23 protein-coding genes are annotated in these 21694 nt (G+C 30.4%); 9 read left to right on the top strand and 14 right to left on the bottom strand.

Annotated features, from left to right (window positions below; translation table 11 throughout):
- The first annotated feature begins 46 nt into the window (after window positions 1-46).
- The 9 genes from H2650_RS09625 (at window position 47) to H2650_RS09585 (ending at window position 8267) form a co-directional block, all read left to right on the top strand.
- Window positions 47-709: a hypothetical protein gene (locus H2650_RS09625; RefSeq protein ID WP_188050584.1), complete on the top strand. Its 663-nt coding sequence runs from the start codon at window positions 47-49 to the stop codon at window positions 707-709.
- Between the two features lie 287 nt (window positions 710-996).
- The gene (locus H2650_RS09620) at window positions 997-1536 is read left to right on the top strand and encodes a DUF3575 domain-containing protein (RefSeq protein ID WP_188050583.1); all 540 of its coding nucleotides are present in this window, start codon (window positions 997-999) and stop codon (window positions 1534-1536) included.
- Window positions 1537-2378: 842 nt separating this feature from the next.
- A complete protein-coding gene (locus H2650_RS09615; RefSeq protein WP_188050582.1) occupies window positions 2379-4631 on the top strand; it encodes an N-6 DNA methylase in 2253 nt (750 codons plus the stop codon).
- 5 nt (window positions 4632-4636) lie between these two features.
- On the top strand, window positions 4637-5269 hold the full coding sequence (locus H2650_RS09610; protein WP_188050581.1) for a hypothetical protein: 633 nt from the start codon (window positions 4637-4639) through the stop codon (window positions 5267-5269).
- 168 nt (window positions 5270-5437) lie between these two features.
- Window positions 5438-6034 carry a hypothetical protein gene (locus H2650_RS09605; protein WP_188050580.1) on the top strand — a complete coding sequence of 199 codons (597 nt, stop codon included), beginning with the start codon at window positions 5438-5440 and terminating at the stop codon, window positions 6032-6034.
- A 181-nt stretch (window positions 6035-6215) separates the two neighbouring features.
- A complete protein-coding gene (locus tag H2650_RS09600; RefSeq protein ID WP_188050579.1) occupies window positions 6216-6590 on the top strand; it encodes a YbbC/YhhH family protein in 375 nt (124 codons plus the stop codon).
- 182 nt (window positions 6591-6772) lie between these two features.
- On the top strand, window positions 6773-7141 hold the full coding sequence (locus H2650_RS09595) for a DUF6864 domain-containing function (protein ID WP_188050578.1): 369 nt from the start codon (window positions 6773-6775) through the stop codon (window positions 7139-7141).
- Between the two features lie 2 nt (window positions 7142-7143).
- Window positions 7144-7389 carry a hypothetical protein gene (locus H2650_RS09590; RefSeq protein WP_188050577.1) on the top strand — a complete coding sequence of 82 codons (246 nt, stop codon included), beginning with the start codon at window positions 7144-7146 and terminating at the stop codon, window positions 7387-7389.
- Window positions 7390-7601: 212 nt separating this feature from the next.
- On the top strand, window positions 7602-8267 hold the full coding sequence (locus H2650_RS09585) for an IS30 family transposase (protein ID WP_188050576.1): 666 nt from the start codon (window positions 7602-7604) through the stop codon (window positions 8265-8267).
- Between the two features lie 760 nt (window positions 8268-9027).
- Here the strand turns inward: H2650_RS09585 and H2650_RS09580 are convergent.
- The 14 genes from H2650_RS09580 to H2650_RS09515 all read right to left on the bottom strand — a co-directional run bounded on the left by H2650_RS09580 (window position 9028) and on the right by H2650_RS09515 (window position 21693).
- The gene (locus H2650_RS09580; RefSeq protein ID WP_188050575.1) at window positions 9028-10203 is read right to left on the bottom strand and encodes a hypothetical protein; all 1176 of its coding nucleotides are present in this window, start codon (window positions 10201-10203) and stop codon (window positions 9028-9030) included.
- 27 nt (window positions 10204-10230) lie between these two features.
- On the bottom strand, window positions 10231-11742 hold the full coding sequence (locus tag H2650_RS09575; protein ID WP_188050574.1) for a helix-hairpin-helix domain-containing protein: 1512 nt from the start codon (window positions 11740-11742) through the stop codon (window positions 10231-10233).
- Between the two features lie 3 nt (window positions 11743-11745).
- Window positions 11746-13155 carry a PP2C family serine/threonine-protein phosphatase gene (locus H2650_RS09570; RefSeq protein WP_188050573.1) on the bottom strand — a complete coding sequence of 470 codons (1410 nt, stop codon included), beginning with the start codon at window positions 13153-13155 and terminating at the stop codon, window positions 11746-11748.
- 5 nt (window positions 13156-13160) lie between these two features.
- Entirely contained in the window at window positions 13161-14213 is a 1053-nt protein-coding gene (locus tag H2650_RS09565) for a TerY-C metal binding domain-containing protein (protein WP_188050572.1), read from the bottom strand.
- 341 nt (window positions 14214-14554) lie between these two features.
- Window positions 14555-15190, bottom strand: a complete 636-nt coding sequence (locus H2650_RS09560; RefSeq protein ID WP_188050571.1) for a VWA domain-containing protein — start codon at window positions 15188-15190, stop codon at window positions 14555-14557.
- Window positions 15191-15323: 133 nt separating this feature from the next.
- Window positions 15324-15965 (bottom strand): VWA domain-containing protein, encoded by a 642-nt coding sequence (locus H2650_RS09555; RefSeq protein ID WP_188050570.1) that lies wholly within the window; start codon window positions 15963-15965, stop codon window positions 15324-15326.
- Between the two features lie 14 nt (window positions 15966-15979).
- Window positions 15980-16393 carry a hypothetical protein gene (locus H2650_RS09550; protein WP_188050569.1) on the bottom strand — a complete coding sequence of 138 codons (414 nt, stop codon included), beginning with the start codon at window positions 16391-16393 and terminating at the stop codon, window positions 15980-15982.
- On the bottom strand, window positions 16393-17055 hold the full coding sequence (locus H2650_RS09545; protein WP_188050568.1) for a TerD family protein: 663 nt from the start codon (window positions 17053-17055) through the stop codon (window positions 16393-16395). The genes H2650_RS09550 and H2650_RS09545 overlap by 1 nt, the downstream gene beginning before the upstream one ends.
- A 19-nt stretch (window positions 17056-17074) precedes the next feature.
- Window positions 17075-17626: a TerD family protein gene (locus H2650_RS09540; protein ID WP_188050567.1), complete on the bottom strand. Its 552-nt coding sequence runs from the start codon at window positions 17624-17626 to the stop codon at window positions 17075-17077.
- Window positions 17627-17635: 9 nt separating this feature from the next.
- Window positions 17636-18601 carry a hypothetical protein gene (locus tag H2650_RS09535; protein ID WP_188050566.1) on the bottom strand — a complete coding sequence of 322 codons (966 nt, stop codon included), beginning with the start codon at window positions 18599-18601 and terminating at the stop codon, window positions 17636-17638.
- A 20-nt stretch (window positions 18602-18621) separates the two neighbouring features.
- On the bottom strand, window positions 18622-19710 hold the full coding sequence (locus tag H2650_RS09530) for a toxic anion resistance protein (protein WP_188050565.1): 1089 nt from the start codon (window positions 19708-19710) through the stop codon (window positions 18622-18624).
- A gap of 6 nt (window positions 19711-19716) precedes the next feature.
- Window positions 19717-20325, bottom strand: a complete 609-nt coding sequence (locus tag H2650_RS09525) for a TerD family protein (RefSeq protein ID WP_188050564.1) — start codon at window positions 20323-20325, stop codon at window positions 19717-19719.
- Between the two features lie 3 nt (window positions 20326-20328).
- The gene (locus H2650_RS09520; RefSeq protein WP_188050563.1) at window positions 20329-20883 is read right to left on the bottom strand and encodes a TerD family protein; all 555 of its coding nucleotides are present in this window, start codon (window positions 20881-20883) and stop codon (window positions 20329-20331) included.
- A gap of 3 nt (window positions 20884-20886) precedes the next feature.
- Window positions 20887-21693, bottom strand: a complete 807-nt coding sequence (locus tag H2650_RS09515) for a phosphoribosyltransferase family protein (RefSeq protein ID WP_188050562.1) — start codon at window positions 21691-21693, stop codon at window positions 20887-20889.
- Window position 21694 lies beyond the last annotated feature (1 nt).

Raw genomic sequence — 21694 nt, 5'->3', positions numbered from 1 at the left:
ACGTTAGTGGCAAGCGCCGAGCAGAACGACAAAAATATTAGGAAATATGATAATTGACAGCCAAATTTGGAAATATGAATTAAAAACTGAATTGGAAAATTTTCATAAATTTATTGAAAACCTAGATTTTAATTCTGCAAATGAAGAACTTGAATTCGAAGATGAGGATAACGACGATGATGAACTTTTGGCTGAATACAGTCAAGTTGGAAATAAAGTGTTTTTAAAACTTCAAAAGTTTACAATCTATGTTTCTATAATAATCAGAAAATTAATAGAAGCAAATAAAATATCAGATGAACTGTTAAAAGAAAATTTTAAAATCACATCATATTTAAAAATTGATAATACTAAAATAACTCGGTGGAATTCATTTGAAATTGAAAAATTATATCATTTAAATTCCTCGAAAGAAACCAATATAAATTTAAAGAATTTAACAGATAAAATTATTCATAGTTATCATTTTATGCCAAAATATAATTGGTTAAAATATGACATAAATCTGCCAAATGATGATATTGAAAATTGGAAGAACGATGGTTTAGAAGGTTTTTATTTTTCATCTGATTTTACAAAAGAAAAAGAACTGTTCTTTATAACAATTAAAAAATTTATTGAAATTATTAATGAAGTAAATTTAGATTTTATAGTACGAAAACATTATGTGGAAAATAAACTAATTATCAACTCAAGAAAATTGGAATGAATATTAAGCCAGCCACTAACAGCCGTTTGGCGTGATTGGGGATTTAGTGGAATTAGCGTTTTTTTATTACCTTTACGTTAAGCCGAAAATACTCGGTTTCAAAAGTCCCCAACCACGCCAAGCGCCAAGACGTTAGCGGTCAGCAGTGTTGGAACGCATAAAAAACATAATTGAAAGCATTATTTTTACACAGAAAAATTGTAATAAATTTAACTTGAAACGTAGATTTAATTAACATTTTTTAAGCCTAATTAATATATGTTTGCCTAAACAATCAAACATATTTTATGAAAAAAAAATACTTAATAATTCCAATGTTATTTTCGATTTGTGCTGTTAATGCACAAAATGACAACTCTACAAATGAGAAAAAAAATGAAGTAAAATTAAATGTTTTATCACCTATAACTGGCGCACTTGAAGGAACTTATGAAAGAAACTTAAATAAAAAGTCTTCATTAGGTATTTCAGTTTTTACTGTGTTCGATAACGATAAATCAGAAGAAGATTTAAATTATTCTATCTCACAATATTATAGAAGATATTTTGGGAAAAAATTTGCTTCTGGTTTTTTTGCCGAAGGTTTTGGAATGTTAAGTTCAATTGACGGAAAAAAAATATATGATATAAATGATAATTCAAAATTTACTGAAGGTTCTGATGTAATTGATTTTTCCCTTGGTTTAGGTTTAGGAAGTAAATGGGTTACTAAAAGTGGATTTATATTTGAGGTTAACGCTGGGTGGGGGAAACTATTATTTAATGCTGAAAAGACTGATCATACACAAGTTTTGAGATTAGGTTTTAATTTGGGTTATAGATTTTAAAAATAATTAAACTTGGAAAAGACAATTAGAATTAATTGGAATGGACATAGACAAAACATAAACTGCCGAACCGCTAACAGCCGTTTGCCAAGATTGGGGATTTAGTGGAATTAGCGTTTTTTTTACTACATTTACGTTAAGCCGAAAATACTCGGCTTCGAAAGTCCCCAACCTCGGCAAGCGCCAAGACGTTAGCGGTCAGCAGCGTTGGAGCAAATAAAACTGGAGTGAAATAGAAAATATTTAGAATTTAAAAATATAAATTTTATCGATTTTTTTGAGTTTTTAACATGGAAAATTGAAATTGATTATGTTTGTAGAAAGCAGAAACTTGAAAGTTGGAATCTGATTAAGTTTATAGCATGTGGAAACTGGAATATTGGAATTTATCGAGATAAAAAAAGAGAAAAATGAAGATATTAGCTGAATGTTGAAATGATAAATAGAAACTTAGAAAGCGAAATTTTCTCGATTTTTTTTGGATTTTAAAGTGATAGAAGATACTTAATAAAATATTTGGCAGAAATTGAAAAGGCAATAATTATAATTTGGAATAGACGTTTAGAATAAATAAACTGCCGAACCGCTAACAGCCGTTTGCCATGATTGCGGGTTTAGTGGAATTAACGTTTTTATTCATATATTCGTTGCGGTAGAATATACTCTGCTAGAAAGTCCGCAACCACGGCAAGCGCCAAGACGTTGGGCGACATTGTAAAAAACCGAACGTATTAAGCTTTATTGATATAATTTTTTTTACTTTCGCAAGATGAATAATTTAGCAGATATTAGCTCGTGGAAACAGGATTTTGGACTTTTACCAATTCTTTTAAATCCAAAATTTGAGGATAACAAATTTCTTATGCTTATATGGTGGAAGCGGTGATTTTTGTCTACAGACTAGTAATTTGATTGAAAACCCTGATACTTATTTTGGTATTTCTTGGTCAACAAATACCAAAAATTTTGTTATTATAGATAATGACAATGTCAAAATTAGTAATTGGTTTGATAAGAAAATTGAAGAAATTCCTTTAAGCAAAATAGAATCAAATTCTGATAAATTTTACAAATATCTAATTTCAAAATCATATAAAAGTGAAAGTGATGTAGTTCCATTTATTTTAGACATTTTTAGAAAACTACGCAATGTAACTTATGAAAAAGAAAAGCCTACTGATGCTTTAAATTTATTATTTCAACTTTTAATTAGTATTGAAGAAGATTATACTAAAATTGACTATACAAAATGGGGAATCGAAAATGTAGAATTACCAAGTCAATTTGAATACTTTGTCGATTTAATAAAACAAGGTGTTAAATCTATTAGCCCCAATCTTGATTTAATACTTCGTCATTCATCTGGTTCATTATTTCAAGAAGCACATAGAGAAGTTATATATTTTAATCCTCAAAGAGATTTGTTTGGAGGAGTTTCAAGTAAACTGATTGTTAAAAATGATGCTTATTCTAGTATTCATTACACTCCACAATATCTAGCTAGAACTATAGTTGAAAACAGTTTAAAAAATTTATTACCACTTAAAGAATATATTAAAATTTTTGATCCTTCTTGTGGTTCATCTGAATTTTTAATAGAAGCACTCAAACAGTTAAAAAATGCAGGATTTGATGGAAAAGTAAAGGTAATCGGTTGGGATACTTCTGAAAGCGCAGTTAGCACTTCAAAATTTTTACTCGAATATGAGAAACGAACTCAATGGAGCAATTCAGATTTAGAATTTGAAATTAAACTAGTTAATGATTCGTTAACGGAAAAATGGGAAAGTGATTATGATTTAATTTTAATGAATCCGCCTTTTATTTCTTGGGAACTTCTAAAAAGTAGAGAAAGCAAAGATGCAGTATTAGAAACTTTAGGTTCAAGTTTTAAAAATGGTAAACCAAATCAAGCAAGTGCTTTTTTCTATAAAGCAACTAAATCATTAAATACTGGAGGAGTATTAGGATGTGTTTTACCATCATCAATTTTTACATTTGATTCATATTCAAGTCTAAGAAATGAAATTAAAGAAGAATTAAACTTAAATATTATTGCAAGACTTGGAAATTTTGTTTTTGAAGATGCTCTTACTGATGTTAGTTTTTTCGTTGGTAAAAAAGAAGTTCATCATACAAATCCAAAATTAATTTGGACCAAAAATGAAAAAGGTGTTGTACATAATGTACTTAGAGATTTAAGAAAAATGACAACTAATAATGAACATTCTATAGAAGAAAAGAGTTATAGTATTTATACCCCTTCTGATTTCCCTTTAATTAAAGACAGTTGGAAAACAATTTCTTTGAACGAGAATAAACTTATGAAAGATGTTGAACGATTTGTTTCAGCTGGAAATTTAAATCCAATTTCAGAAATATTTAATATAAATCAAGGAGCTTTATTAGGTGTCAAAAATATTTTTAAAATTTCTTTAGAACAGTTTGAAAATTTACCAAAAAATGAACATAAATTTTTCAGACCAGTAATAACAAATAACTCTATAAAAAAAGGAGAATTAATAATATCTGAATATGTATGGTTTCCATATGATAAAAATGGTTTAATAATTAAAAATGAAAATGAACTAAATAATATAACTTTTGCAAAAGAAGTTTTAATTCCTAATAAAGTAGTATTACAAAATAGAAAAAGTATAACTGAATGGTGGTCTCTAACACGACCAAGAAATTGGCAATTTGGAAAACAGATTAGACTTTACTCAAATCGTTTTGGAAATTCCAATTCTTTTGCTCTTGACATCAAAGGAAATTGTGTTATTGAGGAAGGTAATGCATTCTTACCCAAAAAGGAATTTGAAATTGATGATTATTATTTTTATTTGTCTTGTTTTACAAGTAAAACATTTGAAATCCTTTTATCTATTTATTCAAAACCAATTATGTCTGGTTATGATTTGGGTAAAATCCAAATAAAAGATATACCAATTCCAAATGTTCATTCTACTTTAGTAAAAAATTCAGAAGCTTATGCAAAGCTTGTAGAATTAGGAAAAGAATTAGAACAAGGAAATTCATTTGTCAAACAAGTGATTGATGACGTTCTTAATAGTTATTTCTATCCAAGAATTTAAATACTATGATAGAACCTCAAAAATTAATCGATTGCATTAATAAAGATTGTAAAAATTTATTTCTAAATAATTTTATTTTAAAACCAAATTCTGGTCATTATAACATTTCAAGATATAGAATTGAAGGAGTTTCTAATGCCTTAAATAGATTTGAAATACCTTTTGATGCAGTTAAAGTTTTGAATTGGTTTGATGATTTTTGGTTGTTTATAGAAGTTAAATTTGTTTCACTTGAAATATTGGATGGTAGAAAAAAATCAAAACAAATACATACATATATATCATTATCCGTATTTCAAGGAGCTGATTCTGATAATAATAAATATCAGTTATTTCGAGCTGAATGGGACGATTATAATAATGAGGATGAAAAACACTCTCAACCTCATTGGCATATAACATCCAACCAAGCTATAGAAAGAACATTTGAAGAATATTCAAACAATTTTGATAATGGAGATTTTATTTCTTTACTAGAAGAAGAAAAACAAAAATTATTTGATGTGAATAAAATACATTTTGCAATGAATGGAAATTGGCAAAATGATGAAACACATATTCATAAAATTGATGATGAACAGAAAATTGTTAAATGGTTTCAAGGAATATTGAAACATATGAGAAATGAACTAGAATAGAACAACGATCGCCCAACAGCCGTTTGGCGAGATTGGGGTTTTAGTGGAATTAGCGTTTTTTCATTACCTTTACGTTAAGCCGAAAATACTCGGTTTCAAAAGTCCCCAACCACGCCAAGCGCCAAGACGTTGTGCGACACTTTCGAGCGACAGAAATTCGAACAGAAAATGAAAGAAAAAACTAAAATATTTGTACTACTATTTTGCGGAATATTATTCTCCTATATTTTATTCAAATCATATCATTTTGACGATATATTTCAAATATTTTTTTATGTAATTCTTGGCGGAATTGGACTTTACATATTTTATAATGCAATATTTGATAATGTAAAAAAGTATAAGGAAACCAAAAAATTAGAAAGTTATAAATTAACAATTATAGGAACATTTTTAGTACTTCTAAATCTTGAAATATTTAGTTATTATGAAACTAAAATTAATAGCAAATCAATTTTAAAAACTGAATATGGAAATATTATTGCAGATTTTAAAACTGATAAAAATTACATAATCAAAATTGGAAGTTGGGCAAGTAAAAAATATTTTTATGGAACTTATTCAATCAATGATAGTGTAATAATTTTAGACAAAAAATGTAAAAACAGAGATGAAATTAGCGATAGACTTTTAATAAGAAAATACAAAAATGAAATTGAAAAATCAGAAAACCTGAAATATAAAACCTATTTAATTGGAATTGACAAAAATGGAAATGAAATAACTAATTCTGAATTAATAGTAATAGAAGATAATAGAAAATAAAAAAAGCGATCGCACAACAGCCGTTTGGCGAGATTGCGAATTTTGTGGTAAATTCATATTTTTCTTTCGCAAGATATTCTATCTTAGCCGAAAGAAATCGGTTACGAAGTTCGCAACCACGCCAAGCGCCAAGACGTTACCAGCAATACGCCCAAAAAACCGCAGAAAACCGAAAAATTAAATGAAAAAAATTATCCTAATGCTTTTTGTGATTATGCAAATCAGTTGTAATCAAGTTTTGCATAATAAATTAGGAATAGAAAATGCCAAAAAAGAACTTGAAAATGCATTAAATGACACAACTAAATTAGCTATTCTTGACAAAAATGAACTTTTAATTAAAGAAGAAAATACAGCAATAAAAGTAGCTGAACCAATATTATTTGAAATTTATGGCAAATCAAAAATTGAAGATGAAAAACCATACGAAGCATATTTAATAAATAATTATTGGGTAATTAATGGAACGATAAATAGATTTTCTTTTGGCGGAGCTTTTTCAATTATTATTGACGCAAGAAATTCAAAAGTTGTAAACGTAATCCATTATAAATAAAATAAGTACTGCTGGTAACACACGTCTCGCGCCATTTGCGAATTTAGTGGAATTACCGTTTTTTATCGTATTTTCGTTTAGCAGAAAATACTCGTCTTCGTAAGTCGCAAACTGCGCGAGGCGCGAGAACGTTGGCAGTAATTTTACCGCAGAATCGTAAATTTAACAACAATAATTATAATATGATAATAGCAACAAGTAAAGACGGCTTTGATAGAAGAGTCATTTTTAATGATACAATTCTAATGGTAGACAGCGATGATAAACTCTCCGTTTTTTTTAATGATGAAAAATTAAAATTAGAAATGACAATTAATTTTACATTTTCGGATGATGGCGAAGAATTAAAAACAAGTGGAAACTTTAGTGAAGATGGAAAAACTATAAATATGACACTTCATAAATGGAATAATTCACTCGGAACAGAAGTAACTAAACCAATTGAATTATCAACAAACATTGGTAAAAGAATTTGGATTAAATTCAAAACATCCGCAGACAAAAAACTTTCTTTTCGTTCATTTCACTTAACAATTTGGGGAGAAGAATAATTATGGCAACAACTAACAAACCCGATTTAAATCGCACAGGCGAAACACCCCACAGCAAATTAGATTTGTTTTCAGGGAAACATACAACAAGTATAATAGTTGCTATTTTATTTTTAGTAACATTAATCTGCTTTGTAATTCTATATTGTGCAAAACCAACTTTACCGGATAATATAATTACTGGACTCTTTGGTCTACTTGGAGTTTTGGCAGGATTTTTTGCTGGATCAAATATTAAAAAAGACTAATTCATAAAAAAACTACTGCCAACAGCCGTTTGCCAAGATTGGGGATTTAGTGGAATTAGCGTTTTTTTTACTACATTTACGTTAAGCCGAAAATACTCGGTTTCAAAAGCCCCCAACCTCGGCAAGCGCCAAGACGTTACCTGAAAGGCTACGTTTACGTCGTAAATTCAATAACTTAATGCAACAGTTTTAATTTTTTAAATTTGTTGTATATGGAAAAGAAACGAAATAGATTAACCTTTGCAGAGCGTATTATTATAGAGACTTTACTGTCCCAAAAGAGATCAATTTTATACATCTCAAAACAATTAGACAGAAACAGAAGTTCAATTTACAGAGAAGTCAAAAAATGGGTTCTTAAACCTTCAGATAAATACCTTGCTCATCTTGCCGATTTTTGTGCTAAAGAAGTGTATTTAAACAAAAGAAATCTTGACAAGATAAATACTCATTTCAGTTTAAAAGTGTTTGTTTATAGAGGATTAATCAATAATCACTCGCCTGAACAAATCGCTGGAAGTATAAAAGATTTATATCCAAATGACCCTATAATGTCAATCTCATATGAAGCGATTTATAAACATATTTACAAGCATAGACAATCTAGATTAGGTAGAAAATTAATTAAACTACTGCCCTACAGCCATTCTAAAAGAAGAAATAAAAAGAGATTTGGTTCTAAAAGATCCAGAATTAAAGATGCTGTTAATATTGAAATGAGACCAAATATAGAAGACAGAAAACAACTCGGACATTGGGAAGGTGACCAAATTGTAGGGCTTGGACATAAAAGCGCCATAGCTACAATGGTAGAAAGTAAAACAAGATTTACATACATCATTTTCCTTAAATACAGAACATCGGAAACCATGACATAAGCTGTAGCTAAAACTTTAAACATCTTAATGCCGGAAGCAATTAAAACAATTACTTACGATAATGGAATGGAAATGGCGAATCACAAATGGTTAACTCAAAACATAGGAATGGATATTTATTTTGCTAACCCCTATTGAACTTAGAAAAAAGATACAAATGAATAAAAACGGACTTATTAGACGTTATTTTATAAAGAAAATAGACTTTAATAACATTAAGCAACAACTAAAAATACTAAAGTAAAGGCTCAATAACAGATCAATGGAAGTGCTTGGTTTTAAAATACCAGCATATATGTTAGAACTCGAAATAAATAAGATCAAAATTTAAAACCAAATTAGTAATTTAAATTATTATCCAAAAACACCAACTCTTGCATTAAGATATTGAATACACCAGCAAACAAAGACTTAATTTAGAAACTCTTTAACTAAACGATTAATTTTAGTAAATTAATGAGTTAATGGTGATTATTTTTTAGATAATGTTAATATCAAGCAAATTCCAACAATATTCCAAATTTTTCTTGCAAATTAAATTTTCATGAAAGTATTAAATAAAAAATAAAAACCTCTTTCTTGTATTTCTTTTATTGAAATTACATTTTAAGTAGCTAAATCAAATTGTCGAAAAAAATCGAAATAATTTATAATAGCCATATAGCATATCTAAAGGACAACTAAAAAGTATAAATGATAATATATTTTGTATAAAAAAAGACCTCTTGAAATGAGGTCTTTTAAATATTTAAATCAATGTCTATTCTTCTTTTGATTCAGGAAACAAAATTGAAACTATTACCGAAATTACAAGAACTCCACCAACGATTCCTAATGAAATTGGAGAGGGAATATGAAACCATGGGGATATAAGCATTTTAAATCCAATAAAACTTAAAATTATAGCCAAACCATAAGGTAATTTGCTGAACATGTGTATAAAATTAGCAAGCAGAAAATACAACGATCTTAATCCCAAAATAGCAAATATATTCGACGTGTACAGAATAAATGGATCTTTAGATATTGCAAAAATCGCAGGAATACTATCCACCGCAAATAATACATCAGTAAATTCAATTACGGCTACAACAACTAGTAATGGTGTTGCCATTTTTATACCATTTTGTATGGTAAAGAATTTGTCACCATCGTAATTATCTGAAACTTTATAAAACTTTTGAACAAGTTTTGCACCAGCAGTATCGCTAAAGTCTTCATCATCATCTCCATCTCCACTACCCCAAGATTGTATTCCTGCATAGATCAAGAATAATCCAAATATTGTCATTACCAAATTAATTGGTGGTAAAGCAAGTTGATTTACGTCAATGAAGTATTTAGCATTAACTCCTCCCAAGATAAATAATCCAAACATTATTGCTAGAATCAAAAATGCTTTTTCAGCCTTTAGAAACTTTATAGCTAAGCCAATTAAAGAAACTGCAATTAAACTCCAAACTACATAAAAAGTAGTGCTATCATTTTTAAGAAATGACTCCAAATAAGTTACATTAATGATGCCGACTCCAGCAAATATAAATATAGCTCTAAATATTAAAGCGCCTATAATACCCCAAAAAAGAACTTTATGATGCAGATGCTTAGGAACTTTAAAAAAACCGAATACTAAAATAAAAACAAAAAGATTATCTACTGAAAGTGCTTTTTCTATCCAATAGGCTAATTGAAACTGTGTGAATTTTTCTACTGCGATTTCATGACCACCAGCATCTTGGTTAAAAATCCAATATACAACTCCAGAAAAAGCCATTGAAAGTGAAATCCAAATGATGCTCCATGTTAACGCTTCTTTTGACGTTACTTCGTGTGCTTTTTTATTAAAGATACCTAAATCTAATAATAGCATTATAAAAATCACTATTGCGAATCCGACTACTAAGCCTGGATGTAAATCGATAATATTTGTTTCCATTTGTTTAATTAAAGTTAAAATTTTAAATTATGTATTTGCTAGTGTTACTACGATTACTCTGCCGCCTTCTTCTTTTGAAAGAAGTATTTTTTTTCCATTTGTTAATTCTACCATACTGCCGATTGGAATTTCTTTGTCTTCTGTCACATCTTTGAGCGAAGTGAGTTTCTGATTGACAAAAACCCATTTGTCCTTGAAATAAGTAAAATAGCCAACTGGTACCTTTTGCTGCGCGGTTAATTTCTCATTTCTTGCAATAGTACGATTAACATGCCATTGAAACAAATATTGATCGTTATAAACCATTAATCTGTAATTTTCGGGTTTCCACACGCTATCTTGAAATTGATAGTATAAATCTAAAACGGGTAGTGTTCCTTTGTGTGCCGTTCCGCAAAAAGGACATTTTGGACTATTGGTGTTATCAAAAACATACCATTTTTGTTCGCAATACGGGTTATGGCATTTCTGCATTAAATCGGTGGTTTTTAATAGTGCAATTTCCCATTCTTCTGCAGTAGGTCTTTGCATCGGATTGTGCAATCCGTCTATGAAAACTTTATCAAACAATGTTTTTAGATAAGGTCCAGTAATTGTATACGGCAACTGGGTAATATCTGCCCAAGGCAAATCCCATTTAGAAACTTGATTTAATTTTGGTCTGTTTGTTGGGTCTGTCGGATGTTCTATAAACATCGCCTTTTCTCCCATCGATAACAAATCGTCTTTTTCGGTGTCTAAATCATGAACTTTCCCTCCTTTTAGTGGATGTCTGTGCAACAAAAACATATAAATCAGAATTGGCAAAGCATGTAAGTCCGTTAGCCTGTTTGGTAATTTTCTGTTAGGATCTGTTTTGTTTAAATGTTTTGTAGAAAGCACTTCGGGGGCAATAAATTCTGCAGTGCCAATTACTTCTGCCTGAAATAAACCGGGTACTACTAATCCATCTAAATCAATCATACAGGCTGATCTTTCGATAGGATCTATCAAAACATTATTATAGGATAAATCAGAATGAGCAAGACCCATTGCGTGCATTTTTTTTACCCCTCTTGATAGATTGACAGCCACTTGAAAATAACTCAACCAATCTCCCAATTCGGAATTTGCGACTCTTAATGGAAATTTAGGATTTCTAAATTTTGGTCCAGCAAACCACTTTCCGTTTTTCTCTTTCCCCTGAATCAAATCGCTTGTCTGATATCCTTTCTTAAAGAAAAACTTGGAGTTGTAAATAGGAACAATTATTCCAGTTAGATTTTTATACTCAATAACATCCGTTGGCCATCTGAAAACTTCATTTAAATAATAGTCAGCTGCTTCGCCATTTTTTATTTGGTCAAAATATTTATTCGTTATTTTTTGTAGTCTTTCCTTTTGATTAAAATCTAGTTTGTCTCTAAAAATAGCGACAACATATTTTTTATCAGGACTAAAATATACATCTTTTACACCACCACGCATGGGTTCTCCGTTATCAACAAATTGATAGGTTTTAGTGTTGTCGTTTATTGATTTTACGGTAATTATACTCATAAATTAGTAAATTATAGCTAAGGTTCTGTCATCATGATTTCCTGGACTCCAAAAATCCATCCAGTTTGAAAGTTGTGCTGCAATTGCCGTATTTCCTTTCTCAAAATCAACTTTTGATCCGTCTTCGTTATTGCCTTTCAAATCAGATAAAAATTCATTCCATTTTTCTATTCTTTCTAGGTTTGCTTCTACAACAAACTTTGGGTCATATATTCCATCAGTCATTAACATCAAATACGAGAAATCATCCACTAATTTAAAGCCAAAACGGGAAGAAAATTTTTCGCTCTGAAAAATTTCCGGCATCGTAATAAATCTTGTGCCACCGCCAAATTCTCCAACATCCAAAAAATTCATCAGTTTTATCTCTGTCAAATCTTTATTTAATAAACCAATGGGACAATCACCAACTCCAAAAGTTAGAATTACATAACCGAAATCGTATTTTTTAACTAAAGCAAAAATTAATGTTGCATGAAATTTTCTTAGTTCTTCTTCATTAATATTGGCAAATTCTTCGATTTTTTGATTTACAAAATGAGCCGCTTTTGATAAATTGTTGTAAACAAAATGGCTTATTTTTTTTGATGATTCTGGATCAGTTTTGTTGTAATGATTTAATACTATTTCATCAAATTGGTTTAGGTTTTCCGCATTTAAATTTTCTTCAAAATAGTTTACTACTGAATCACAAGCAATTTTTGAACCTTTTCTGGATAAACTGGCAGAACCCGCACCATCTGAAACCGCCAAAATACTCCATCCATTTGTACTGAAATTTTTAAACGCAAAATCATCTTCTCTAAAAGAACCAACGTTGGCATGGCTTCGTCCGCGTTTTGAAGCGACAACAATATTTTTATCCAAAAATTGACTTGAAACAGCTACATTATCTTCTTTTGAAAATGGATCGTTTTGATCACTTTCTATATTTTTCCATAATGATTTTGGATCAGGATTTATGATAAGTGTGATTGTTTTTTCGTTTAATGTTACTTCTTCAGCTTCACCATCTATTTTGAAAAACAATTTTATTTTTATATCACCGCTTATTTTCGGCTCACCATAAAGCAGCTCTTTTTTAGTATCAAAAGCAAGTCCTGTATCTTCTAAATTTTTAAACTCGTAATAAATAATATCATCCCAGCCCAATGCGATAAAATCTATTTTTGATTCATATGTTTTATTCACAGTACCATTAGCCAGAAAAACGGATTGCTGTATAATATCGTCAATTCGATTTTTTAATTTCCAATCCTTCATAATCAATTGCTGGTTTTCTTTAATTATTTTTACTGCTATGGTATTTTTTTCGTTATTTATAAAATCATCAAAAAGAGAATCTTTACTTTTTGGAATTTCGATTTTATTTTGGGATAAAAAAGACTGAATATATTTTTTGGTCTCTTCCATAAATATTATCCTTGTGTTCTGTTTACATCAAAACCGCCTTCGCCACAACCGTAAGACCCTTGATTATTACACCAAGGGCAAGTACTTATTTCTTCGTCTCCGATGCAATGAATTTTTTGGCAAACGCATACTGCAAATGCAACTTGATTACCACAACAAGGACAAGTTGGTCCGCCAATAAGTTCTTCGGTATTTATTTGGTTGCTGTAGTTATTACTGTCTGCCAATTCAAAATAAGTATTATCAATCTGGTAGGCTCCAACTAGTTTATAATTTCTTGAAGATAACTCGACACCTGCATAAATGGAAGGTGCAATTGTCTTGCGATACTTCATTAAATACGGTCTTTTTGTGTTTTGACATTTACCATTAAGAACGACATAATTATCATCGACAAAATGCTGATTTGTTTCTGTCTTGGTTAAATCTATTTTAGAAAGTGTTTCTCCATCCAATTTTGCTAATTCAAAACCTGATGAATTATTTTCTACACTAATACTGCTGGTTTTGATAGAATCGGTAACCCATTTAAAGAATTCTTTGTACGATTGTACATTCGTGTTTTTAAAATGAAGTACGTTTTCGGTAAGCTGTCCTAATAATTTTGTGTCCGTTTCGTTTCCAAAGGAAACTGCGATTAAGTTAGCGGTACGTTGCCAGTTCGTTTTCCATTCATTAATTGCTGCTTGAGAATCATCAGTAGGAACTCCGTCAGTGAATAAAAATACAATAGGTTTCCAATCTCCTTTTACTTCATAAGTAGTTTTAACGATATTATTTCTCAATTCGAACATTAAATGTCCTAGTCCTTTACTTAACGATGTGCCGCTACCAATTGGAAATTTTGGAGGATAGAAACTCACTATTTCCTGTAATGGCACTAATGTTTTAGGCTGACCTGCAAAAACTATAATAGAAACAAAAACAGTTTCTAATGCATGCGGATCTGTTTTTAATGCTTGAATTATAGTTGCTAATCCTTCTTCAACTTGTTGAATTGGCTCTCCAACCATTGATTCTGAAATATCTATTAGGAAATATATTGGTAATCTTCTCATCTTAAAGGAATTTTAATAATATTAAAAAAATAATTAAAAGTACAATTTGTGTCATGTCAACAGCCAATCCTAAACCAACCTGAAAAGGTTTGACAATAGTTTTCAAAAAATTGAATATTGGTGTGAATATGCTATTAAAAAAATCAAAAATCGATTTATATTGAGGATTCAACTTGTCTTTATAAGGCAATAATTTTGAATATAAAAACAAACCAACAATTAGGATATTTATAAAAATTTTAATTATAATCATTTGGAAAGCACTATTATTAATTGGTTTGAAATAACATTTTATGAAGTAATGAAACAATAGAGATTGTTAATAAAAGAACCATAATAGTCTATATCACTACCGTTATTTCGCTTGGCGGTGGCGGCAGCGTTACGCTTTCTCCAGTACCCTGGCTTTTATTACCTTGCTCGATAGTTTCGGAAACCCATTTGAAGAATTGTTTTAAAGTCGAACTGTCTGCCGAATCTAAATGAACTACATTATCTGTAAGTTCTTTAAGAATTGCATCATTGGCCATATGACCGGCAGCACAACCTATAACAGCGCCAAAATTTAGTGCTTTTACTTCTGCTATTTTTTCTCTGTAGAATTGAATGTCTGAAGGTTTTCCATCTGTAAAAACAAAAAGTAAAGGTTTCCAATCGCCTTTTAGCGTTGAAGAGCCTTTTATGACATCAGTTTTTACTTTCTGAATCACAAAATCCAATCCAGCTCCTGTATTGGTTGGGCCGCTTTGTGGACAGGTAATTTCAGGAAGTTGAAAATGTACTAATTCTGTTAACGGAACAATTTCTTTTACTTCTCTATCAAAAGTTATAATACTTATCCAAAGCGAATCCAGCGCTTGCGCATCTGAGCGTAAAGTATTAATCATGCCGCTTAAAGCATTATTCAGAGCTTGAATAGGTTCGCCATTCATGGAGCCAGATGTATCTAAAAGAAAATAAACGGGTAGTCTTCTCATAACTTTTTAAAAATAGTTTACTAATGAAATTGTAAAATTCAAAACATATTTAATAATCGGTGACAGAAGCAGAATTGTAAACTTAATACTCAATCTGTACGATTAAAAACAAAAAACTCCTGCTGTCTAAAAACTAAACAACAATATTTAATTCAGATGGAGGCGGAGGCAGTTCTTTTAATCCTCCTGTAAAATCTTTTCCAAAGTCTTCTACTTTTGTTGAGCTTACGCCAATAGAAGCCGTTACCCATTGAAAGAACTTGCCAATACTAGAACTGTCTGCATTGTCTAAACTTACCACATTATCTGTAATTTTCTTTAAAACATTGGTGTCAGCACCACCGCCAGCTGCACAGGCTACTGTAAATGCAATTTTGGCTTTTTTAAATTCATTTAAAGCGCTTTCCCAATTATCCGTAGGAATACCATCGGTCATTATAAAAACCAATGGTTTCCAATCTCCTTTTTGTTCCGTTGTTGTTTTGGCAACTTCGGTTTCAATTTTTTGAGAAACTAATCGTAAGGCATCTCCAAGCGCAGTAACTCCCGACGCTTTGAGATCGACCATTTGAAAAGAGGCTAAATCGGTTAATGGAATAATTTGCTGAGCAGTACTATCAAAAGTAATGATGCTTAAAAAAGCCGTTTCGATTGCCTGAGGATTTTGGCGTAAGGAACTAATCATCATCTGAACGCCGTTTTTTACAGCCTCTATAGGTTCTCCAGTCATAGAACCAGAGGTGTCTAATAATAAATATACAGGTAATCTTCTCATAGTAATTTTTGGTTTTATACAGGAATGTTGTATGTTGGCCTCTCGTTTGTATCTGCTTGAGAATTAGTACTCAAAACACCACCAACATTGTAAGTGCTTGTATTGGCTTGTGGGTCATTTTGTATCAATTCGCTCATTACTGCTTGCGTAAAATCTTTACCGCCAGTTATATGGTTGTAAAGTGCTCCAATAGTATAAATGGGTCCGCATGGAAAACCCCACCATCCAACGATTAAATTAAGCAAAACAAATCCGTAAGAATACTTAAATGTATTTTCGTTAGGTCTGATAAAATAAATATCAGAACTTCTTTTTAAAGTCATTATCAAAAAGGAAACTGTATAGGGAAAAACAACAAATTTCCCACCTTGCTGTACCAGATCTCTCATTTGAGAAACACTAAGTCCTTCTATGTTTTTGATTTGCATTATAGGTAAGAAGCTATAATTTTATGAATAGTTTGTCCTAAAAAAGTATCATCAGTTGGGTCACCAATGGCGCTAAATTTCCATTCGTTGTTTCTTTTGTATAATTTTCCCATTATGATAGAACGTTTGTTTACATATTGAGGATCTGCTGAAACGTTATAAGAAGCAAACTCAGAAACCACTCTTGTTGGCGTTCCTTCATACATTCTTATTTTAGCATACGGAATTTGAGAGAAATCTTCTTTACCAGCATTGTTTAAAAAGAAAAATATTTGAGTAACTTTCAAATCCACTTTTGATAAATCAACAGTTATAATTTCATTATCAAGACCATCGTCTCCGCCAGTATCTCCTGCAAGATCATCACCAGTATGTTTTAAAGCGCCGTCAACGGTTAATAATTTACCTTTTGGTAAACCAAATTGCTGTAGTACTTCTACTCTGTACAAAGGGGAATATAAATGATCGCATAGTTTATTTTGGTCATCTATAAGAATACAACTTAAATCTAAATCGATATCAATTATTTTTTTGGACATGCCCAGAAAACCACCTTTTGTTTCGATAGCTCCCCAGTTTACTCCAACGCAGAAGTTGGTTAATGTTTCTCCGCTTGATTTTCTTAAATCAATTTTTTGTCCTTTGGTTAAGTTAATTGCCATTCTTTTAAATTTTATTTAATTAGTTATATTTATTTAAGTAATCTTGTAAACCACCTTTCATTCCAATTCCAACTGCTTCAAACTTCCATTCTTCATTTCTTTTGTAAATTCTGCCAAATTCAACCGCAGTTTCTATAGAAAAATCTTCATCAAGCTCGTATTTTACTAATTCTACATTGGATTGATCCAGTATTCTGATAAATGAATTTCTGATCTGACCAAAATTTTGTCTTTTCGTGTCAGCATGATGAATGGTAACCACAAAAGAAATCTCATGAACGTCAGGAGAAATTTTAGATAAGTCTATTTGTATTTTTTCATCATCGCCATCGCCATCACCAGTTAGATTATCACCAGTATGGATAACTGCCTGATCTGGAGATTTTAAATTATTATAATAAACAAAATGATTTTCATTTGGCAATTTGCCATTTGCACCAACTAAAAATACAGAAGCATCCAAATCAAAACTGTCTCCTGTACTACTTGAATTATTATCCCATCCCAATCCAACAGTGAATTTGGGAGCGTCAATAATTTGTCTTTGTCCTTTTTCTAAGTTAATTGCCATTTTATTCTTTTAATTAATATTAATATTCAACATTGTTTTTAAAATATTTGTTTGTTCATCAACATTTTGCAATTCCTCTAGAAAATCGACTGATGAAATTTTTGCCAGATATTCTTTTAATACTGTCAAAACACTTTCGGGAAGTGTAGTTTTCAAAGTACTTAGCTCTTGTTGTAGCGTTGCATTTTTTGTTTTCAAATCTTTTACAATACCTTCTTTTGCAGATTCGTTTTTTGAAAGATCAATTCCTTTGGCGTTTTCATCCGTTAAGAGGTAAAAAGATTTTTCATTAGCTATAAAAATAAATTTATCATTAGAATCCCTAAACTCATACACTTCTATAATCTCATTATTGCAGACTAATCCACATGAAAACTTAATATTGAAATTTAGAATATTTAATCTTCCTAAAAGCTTCTTCTCAAATTGAGCATGTTCGTTTTTATACAGGTTTTTATTAAATTGAGAAAGTTGTTCGTATTGATTTATTGTTATTTCTCTGTAAAATTCAGCTTGAATGCTTTCTGAAAAAACTATTATTTCGTTCCAATCAAAAAAAACATCTTTTTCTGTTACAAATAATTGATAGAGATTTTCTATCTTTTTTGACATATTCTGAGCGTGAAGTTGCATTCTTTTAGCATACTTTGTCTCTTCTATCTCTAATTTTAATTTGGATAAAATATCTTCGTTAATATGAATTTCATCCGTAATTAGAACATAATGCTGCTCTTTTGATTTTTTTATTTTCTGAAACAAATCGATAAGACTATTAGTAAACTGAATGTGAAATAATTCTAATTTGTTAATATCTAATATTCGATTGTTCTGAAAAAGGGTGTGAATTATTTTTGTTCTTACCAAAACACCAACAAGATCCTTGTGATTAAAGAAATTGGATAACAATTCTAAAATCACAAGTTTTCTGTTACTGTCCTTTATTATTTGGAGATAAATCTCCTCTTCCTCCTGCATTTAATTGATTTTTCAATTTTCTAGCTTACCACTCCTTTTTTCAATTCTTGTTCCAAACTTTGTAAACCAGCATCAAGTTGTCTTCTGGTTTCAGTACCTTTTTCGTGAATCTGTTTAACTTCTGTCAAGGTATCTATTAAAGATTTTGTAGTTATTTTAAGTGTTTCTAGAGAAACAATTGTGTTTTCATTTTCTCTTGCCACTTCAATACTGTTTTGTTTCAGCATTTCAGCATTTTTCTGTAAAATAGTATTCGTTGTTTCAGAAACTCTTCTTTGTACCTCAATATTTTGTTTTTGTCTTTGTAATGCAACAGCCAATGTAAGTTGGTTTTTCCAAACAGGCATTGTTGTAGTCAAAATCGATTGCGCTTTTTCGGCAATTGATGTGTTGTTGTTTTGAACTACTCTAATTTGTGCCAAAGATTGAAGCATTATAAAACGTACGATTTTCATATCTGCAAGACGTTTGTCCAATCGATTGATGAACGTTCTTTTGTCTGCAATTTGATAATCTTGGTATTGGGCGCTGTTTCCTTCCATAACCGCAAGTTCTTCGCTCAGTTCTTTAAAGCGAATTTGTCCTGCAATAATGTGTTTTTCCATTTCTTTGATAAGATTTACATTGCCATCAAACATAGTTTGCAGTGCGCTGTTATCTTTTAAAGAATTAATCATTCCCGCTTTTACTTTGTTACTGATTTTTTCAATGTTTACAGTAATTTTATCGTATTGTTGAAATAATTTTTTTACATCAATAACCAGCTTATTAAGCAATGGAATTTTCGAAATAAATTTTTTAAATGGCCCTTGATCTAACTGATCTATATCTACATAATTCAATTCTGTAAGCAAATCATTAATCAAAGTTCCTACCTCGCCTGAGTTATAAGTTCTGACGTTGGTTAAAAAAGTATCACTTTGTTTTGCGATAGAAGTTTGAATTTCGGCACCGTAATTCAGAATTGAATTAGCGTCATTTTCATTCAACTGATTGGAGATTGACTTGTAATTATTAACTTCAGTCTCGGAGATTGAAGTTAAATTTACATTTCCATCTTTATCAATCAAAGAAACATTTTCCTGAGGAACTAATTGATTTTCTAACATCTTATTTTATAAATGATTCTGTTGAATTGTAACGATAGTTTGTTCTAGTTTTTTGTCACTTGTAGGAACTCCAACTGCGCTGAATTTCCATTCGTCGTTTCTTTTATAAAAAACACCCAAAACCATAGATACGTTTCCTGCGAAAGTAGCATCATTAGCAATATCAAAGCGAGCAAATTCTTGACTTACTTTGGTAGGTGTTCCTTCGTAAATTCTAATAGATGCAAAAGGAATGTCTTTGAAATCCTGTCCTCTGAAACTATTAATAAAAAAAGCAACGTGATGTGCAGCAGCAGTTAATTGAGAAAAATCTAACGTAATAACTTCATTATCCAATCCGTCATCTCCGTTCATGTCTCCAGTTAAATCATCACCACTATGTTTGATGGCGCGGTCACTAGATATAAGTTTTTTGAAATTTACGGAATCAATATGATTTTTTTTGTCATCATAAACGGCGCAACTAGCATCTAAATCTACAGCTTCTTTTTTTGTTCCAAAAAAACCTTTTTTCTCGATTGCTCCCCAGTTTACACCAACACAAATGTTTTGTAATTTTGAACCGTTACTTTTTTCAAGATTTATACGTTGTCCTTTTTCTAAATTAATTGCCATATCTTAGTTATATTTATTTAAGTAATCTTCTAATCCGCCTTTCATTCCAACTCCCATTGCTTCAAATTTCCATTGTCCGTCTTTGTCGTAAATTCTTCCAAATTCGACCGCCGTTTCTATTGAGAAATCTTCTTCTAATTCATATTTAACCATTTCGGTATTATTAGAATCATCTACTATACGAATAAATGAATTACGAACTTGTCCAAAATTTTGTTTTCTATTTTGAGCATCATGAATGGTAACAACAATGCAGATTTCTTTTACAGCTGGATTAATTTTGGTTAAATCAATTTTTACTTGTTCATCATCTCCATCTCCATCACCCGTTAAGTTATCACCCGTATGAATAACAGCATCATCTGGAGATTTTAGGTTATTATAAAAAATAAAATGGGCATCAGACATTATTTTTTTATTATCACCTAAAATAAAAACGGAAGCATCTAGGTCAAAACCTGTGCCTGTGCTACTGTTGTTTGTGTCCCATCCTAAACCAATTGTAAATTTTGGCGCATTGATGTTTTCTCTTTGTCCTTTTTGTAAATTGATAGCCATAGTTTAATCTATTTTTATTACGTTAATATTTTTTTTATATTCTAAAATTTGATGGTAATTATTGCTAATCGCAAGATGAAATAATTCGTCACACTTTTTGGCAGGTATGTTTGCAACTAAAAATTTAAACTGATCTTCATTTAAGCCTAAAATATATTTTACGATTCTAGTATTATACTGAAAATGATCACTGTTGATTATAGAAACGATATCTTCTACATTGTGCACAGCAAAATAGTTGTAATGATTTTCAATTTTTGGATGAATGTCTTTGTTCATTAATTCAGCGAAATAAACAAAGATAAAATCTCCTTTTACATCGTATTGGTTCAGAATTTTATTTACGGTATGCTCATGACTACCGGTTATTTTAATGTCATCAACAAAAATGCAAAGTTTTCCGTCAATAAAATTGCGGTCTATGTAATACGTATCATTAGAAATTAATTTTACTCTTTCTTCAAAATCCAAATTTCCATAATCGGTAACGTAAGTTTGATTTCTGTAAATTTTGGATTCGATGCAGGCTTTTTTACCATTTTTAAATAAAAATCCATTTAGCTCTTTTTTAAAATAATAACATAGGAAGTTAGAGGCAGTTTGAATTGATAAATAAGGACTTGGCAAAATAACAATCTCAGTTTGAGATAAGATAAGATCTCTAAATTCAGTAACAAATCCGTCAAACAAAACCTTTGCAAATTTCTCGGCATAGAATTTATCTCCAAATTTGAATCGGCTGTATTCTTCTTCTTTAAAAGGGCAAGCGTCTTTATCTAAGATTTTATGTAAACTATAATTTTTATTCACG

This window comes from Flavobacterium sp. GP15 (genome assembly GCF_014281985.1).
GTDB classification, from domain to species: Bacteria; Bacteroidota; Bacteroidia; order Flavobacteriales; family Flavobacteriaceae; genus Flavobacterium; species Flavobacterium pygoscelis.
This window is presented reverse-complemented; position numbering and strand designations above follow the sequence as displayed.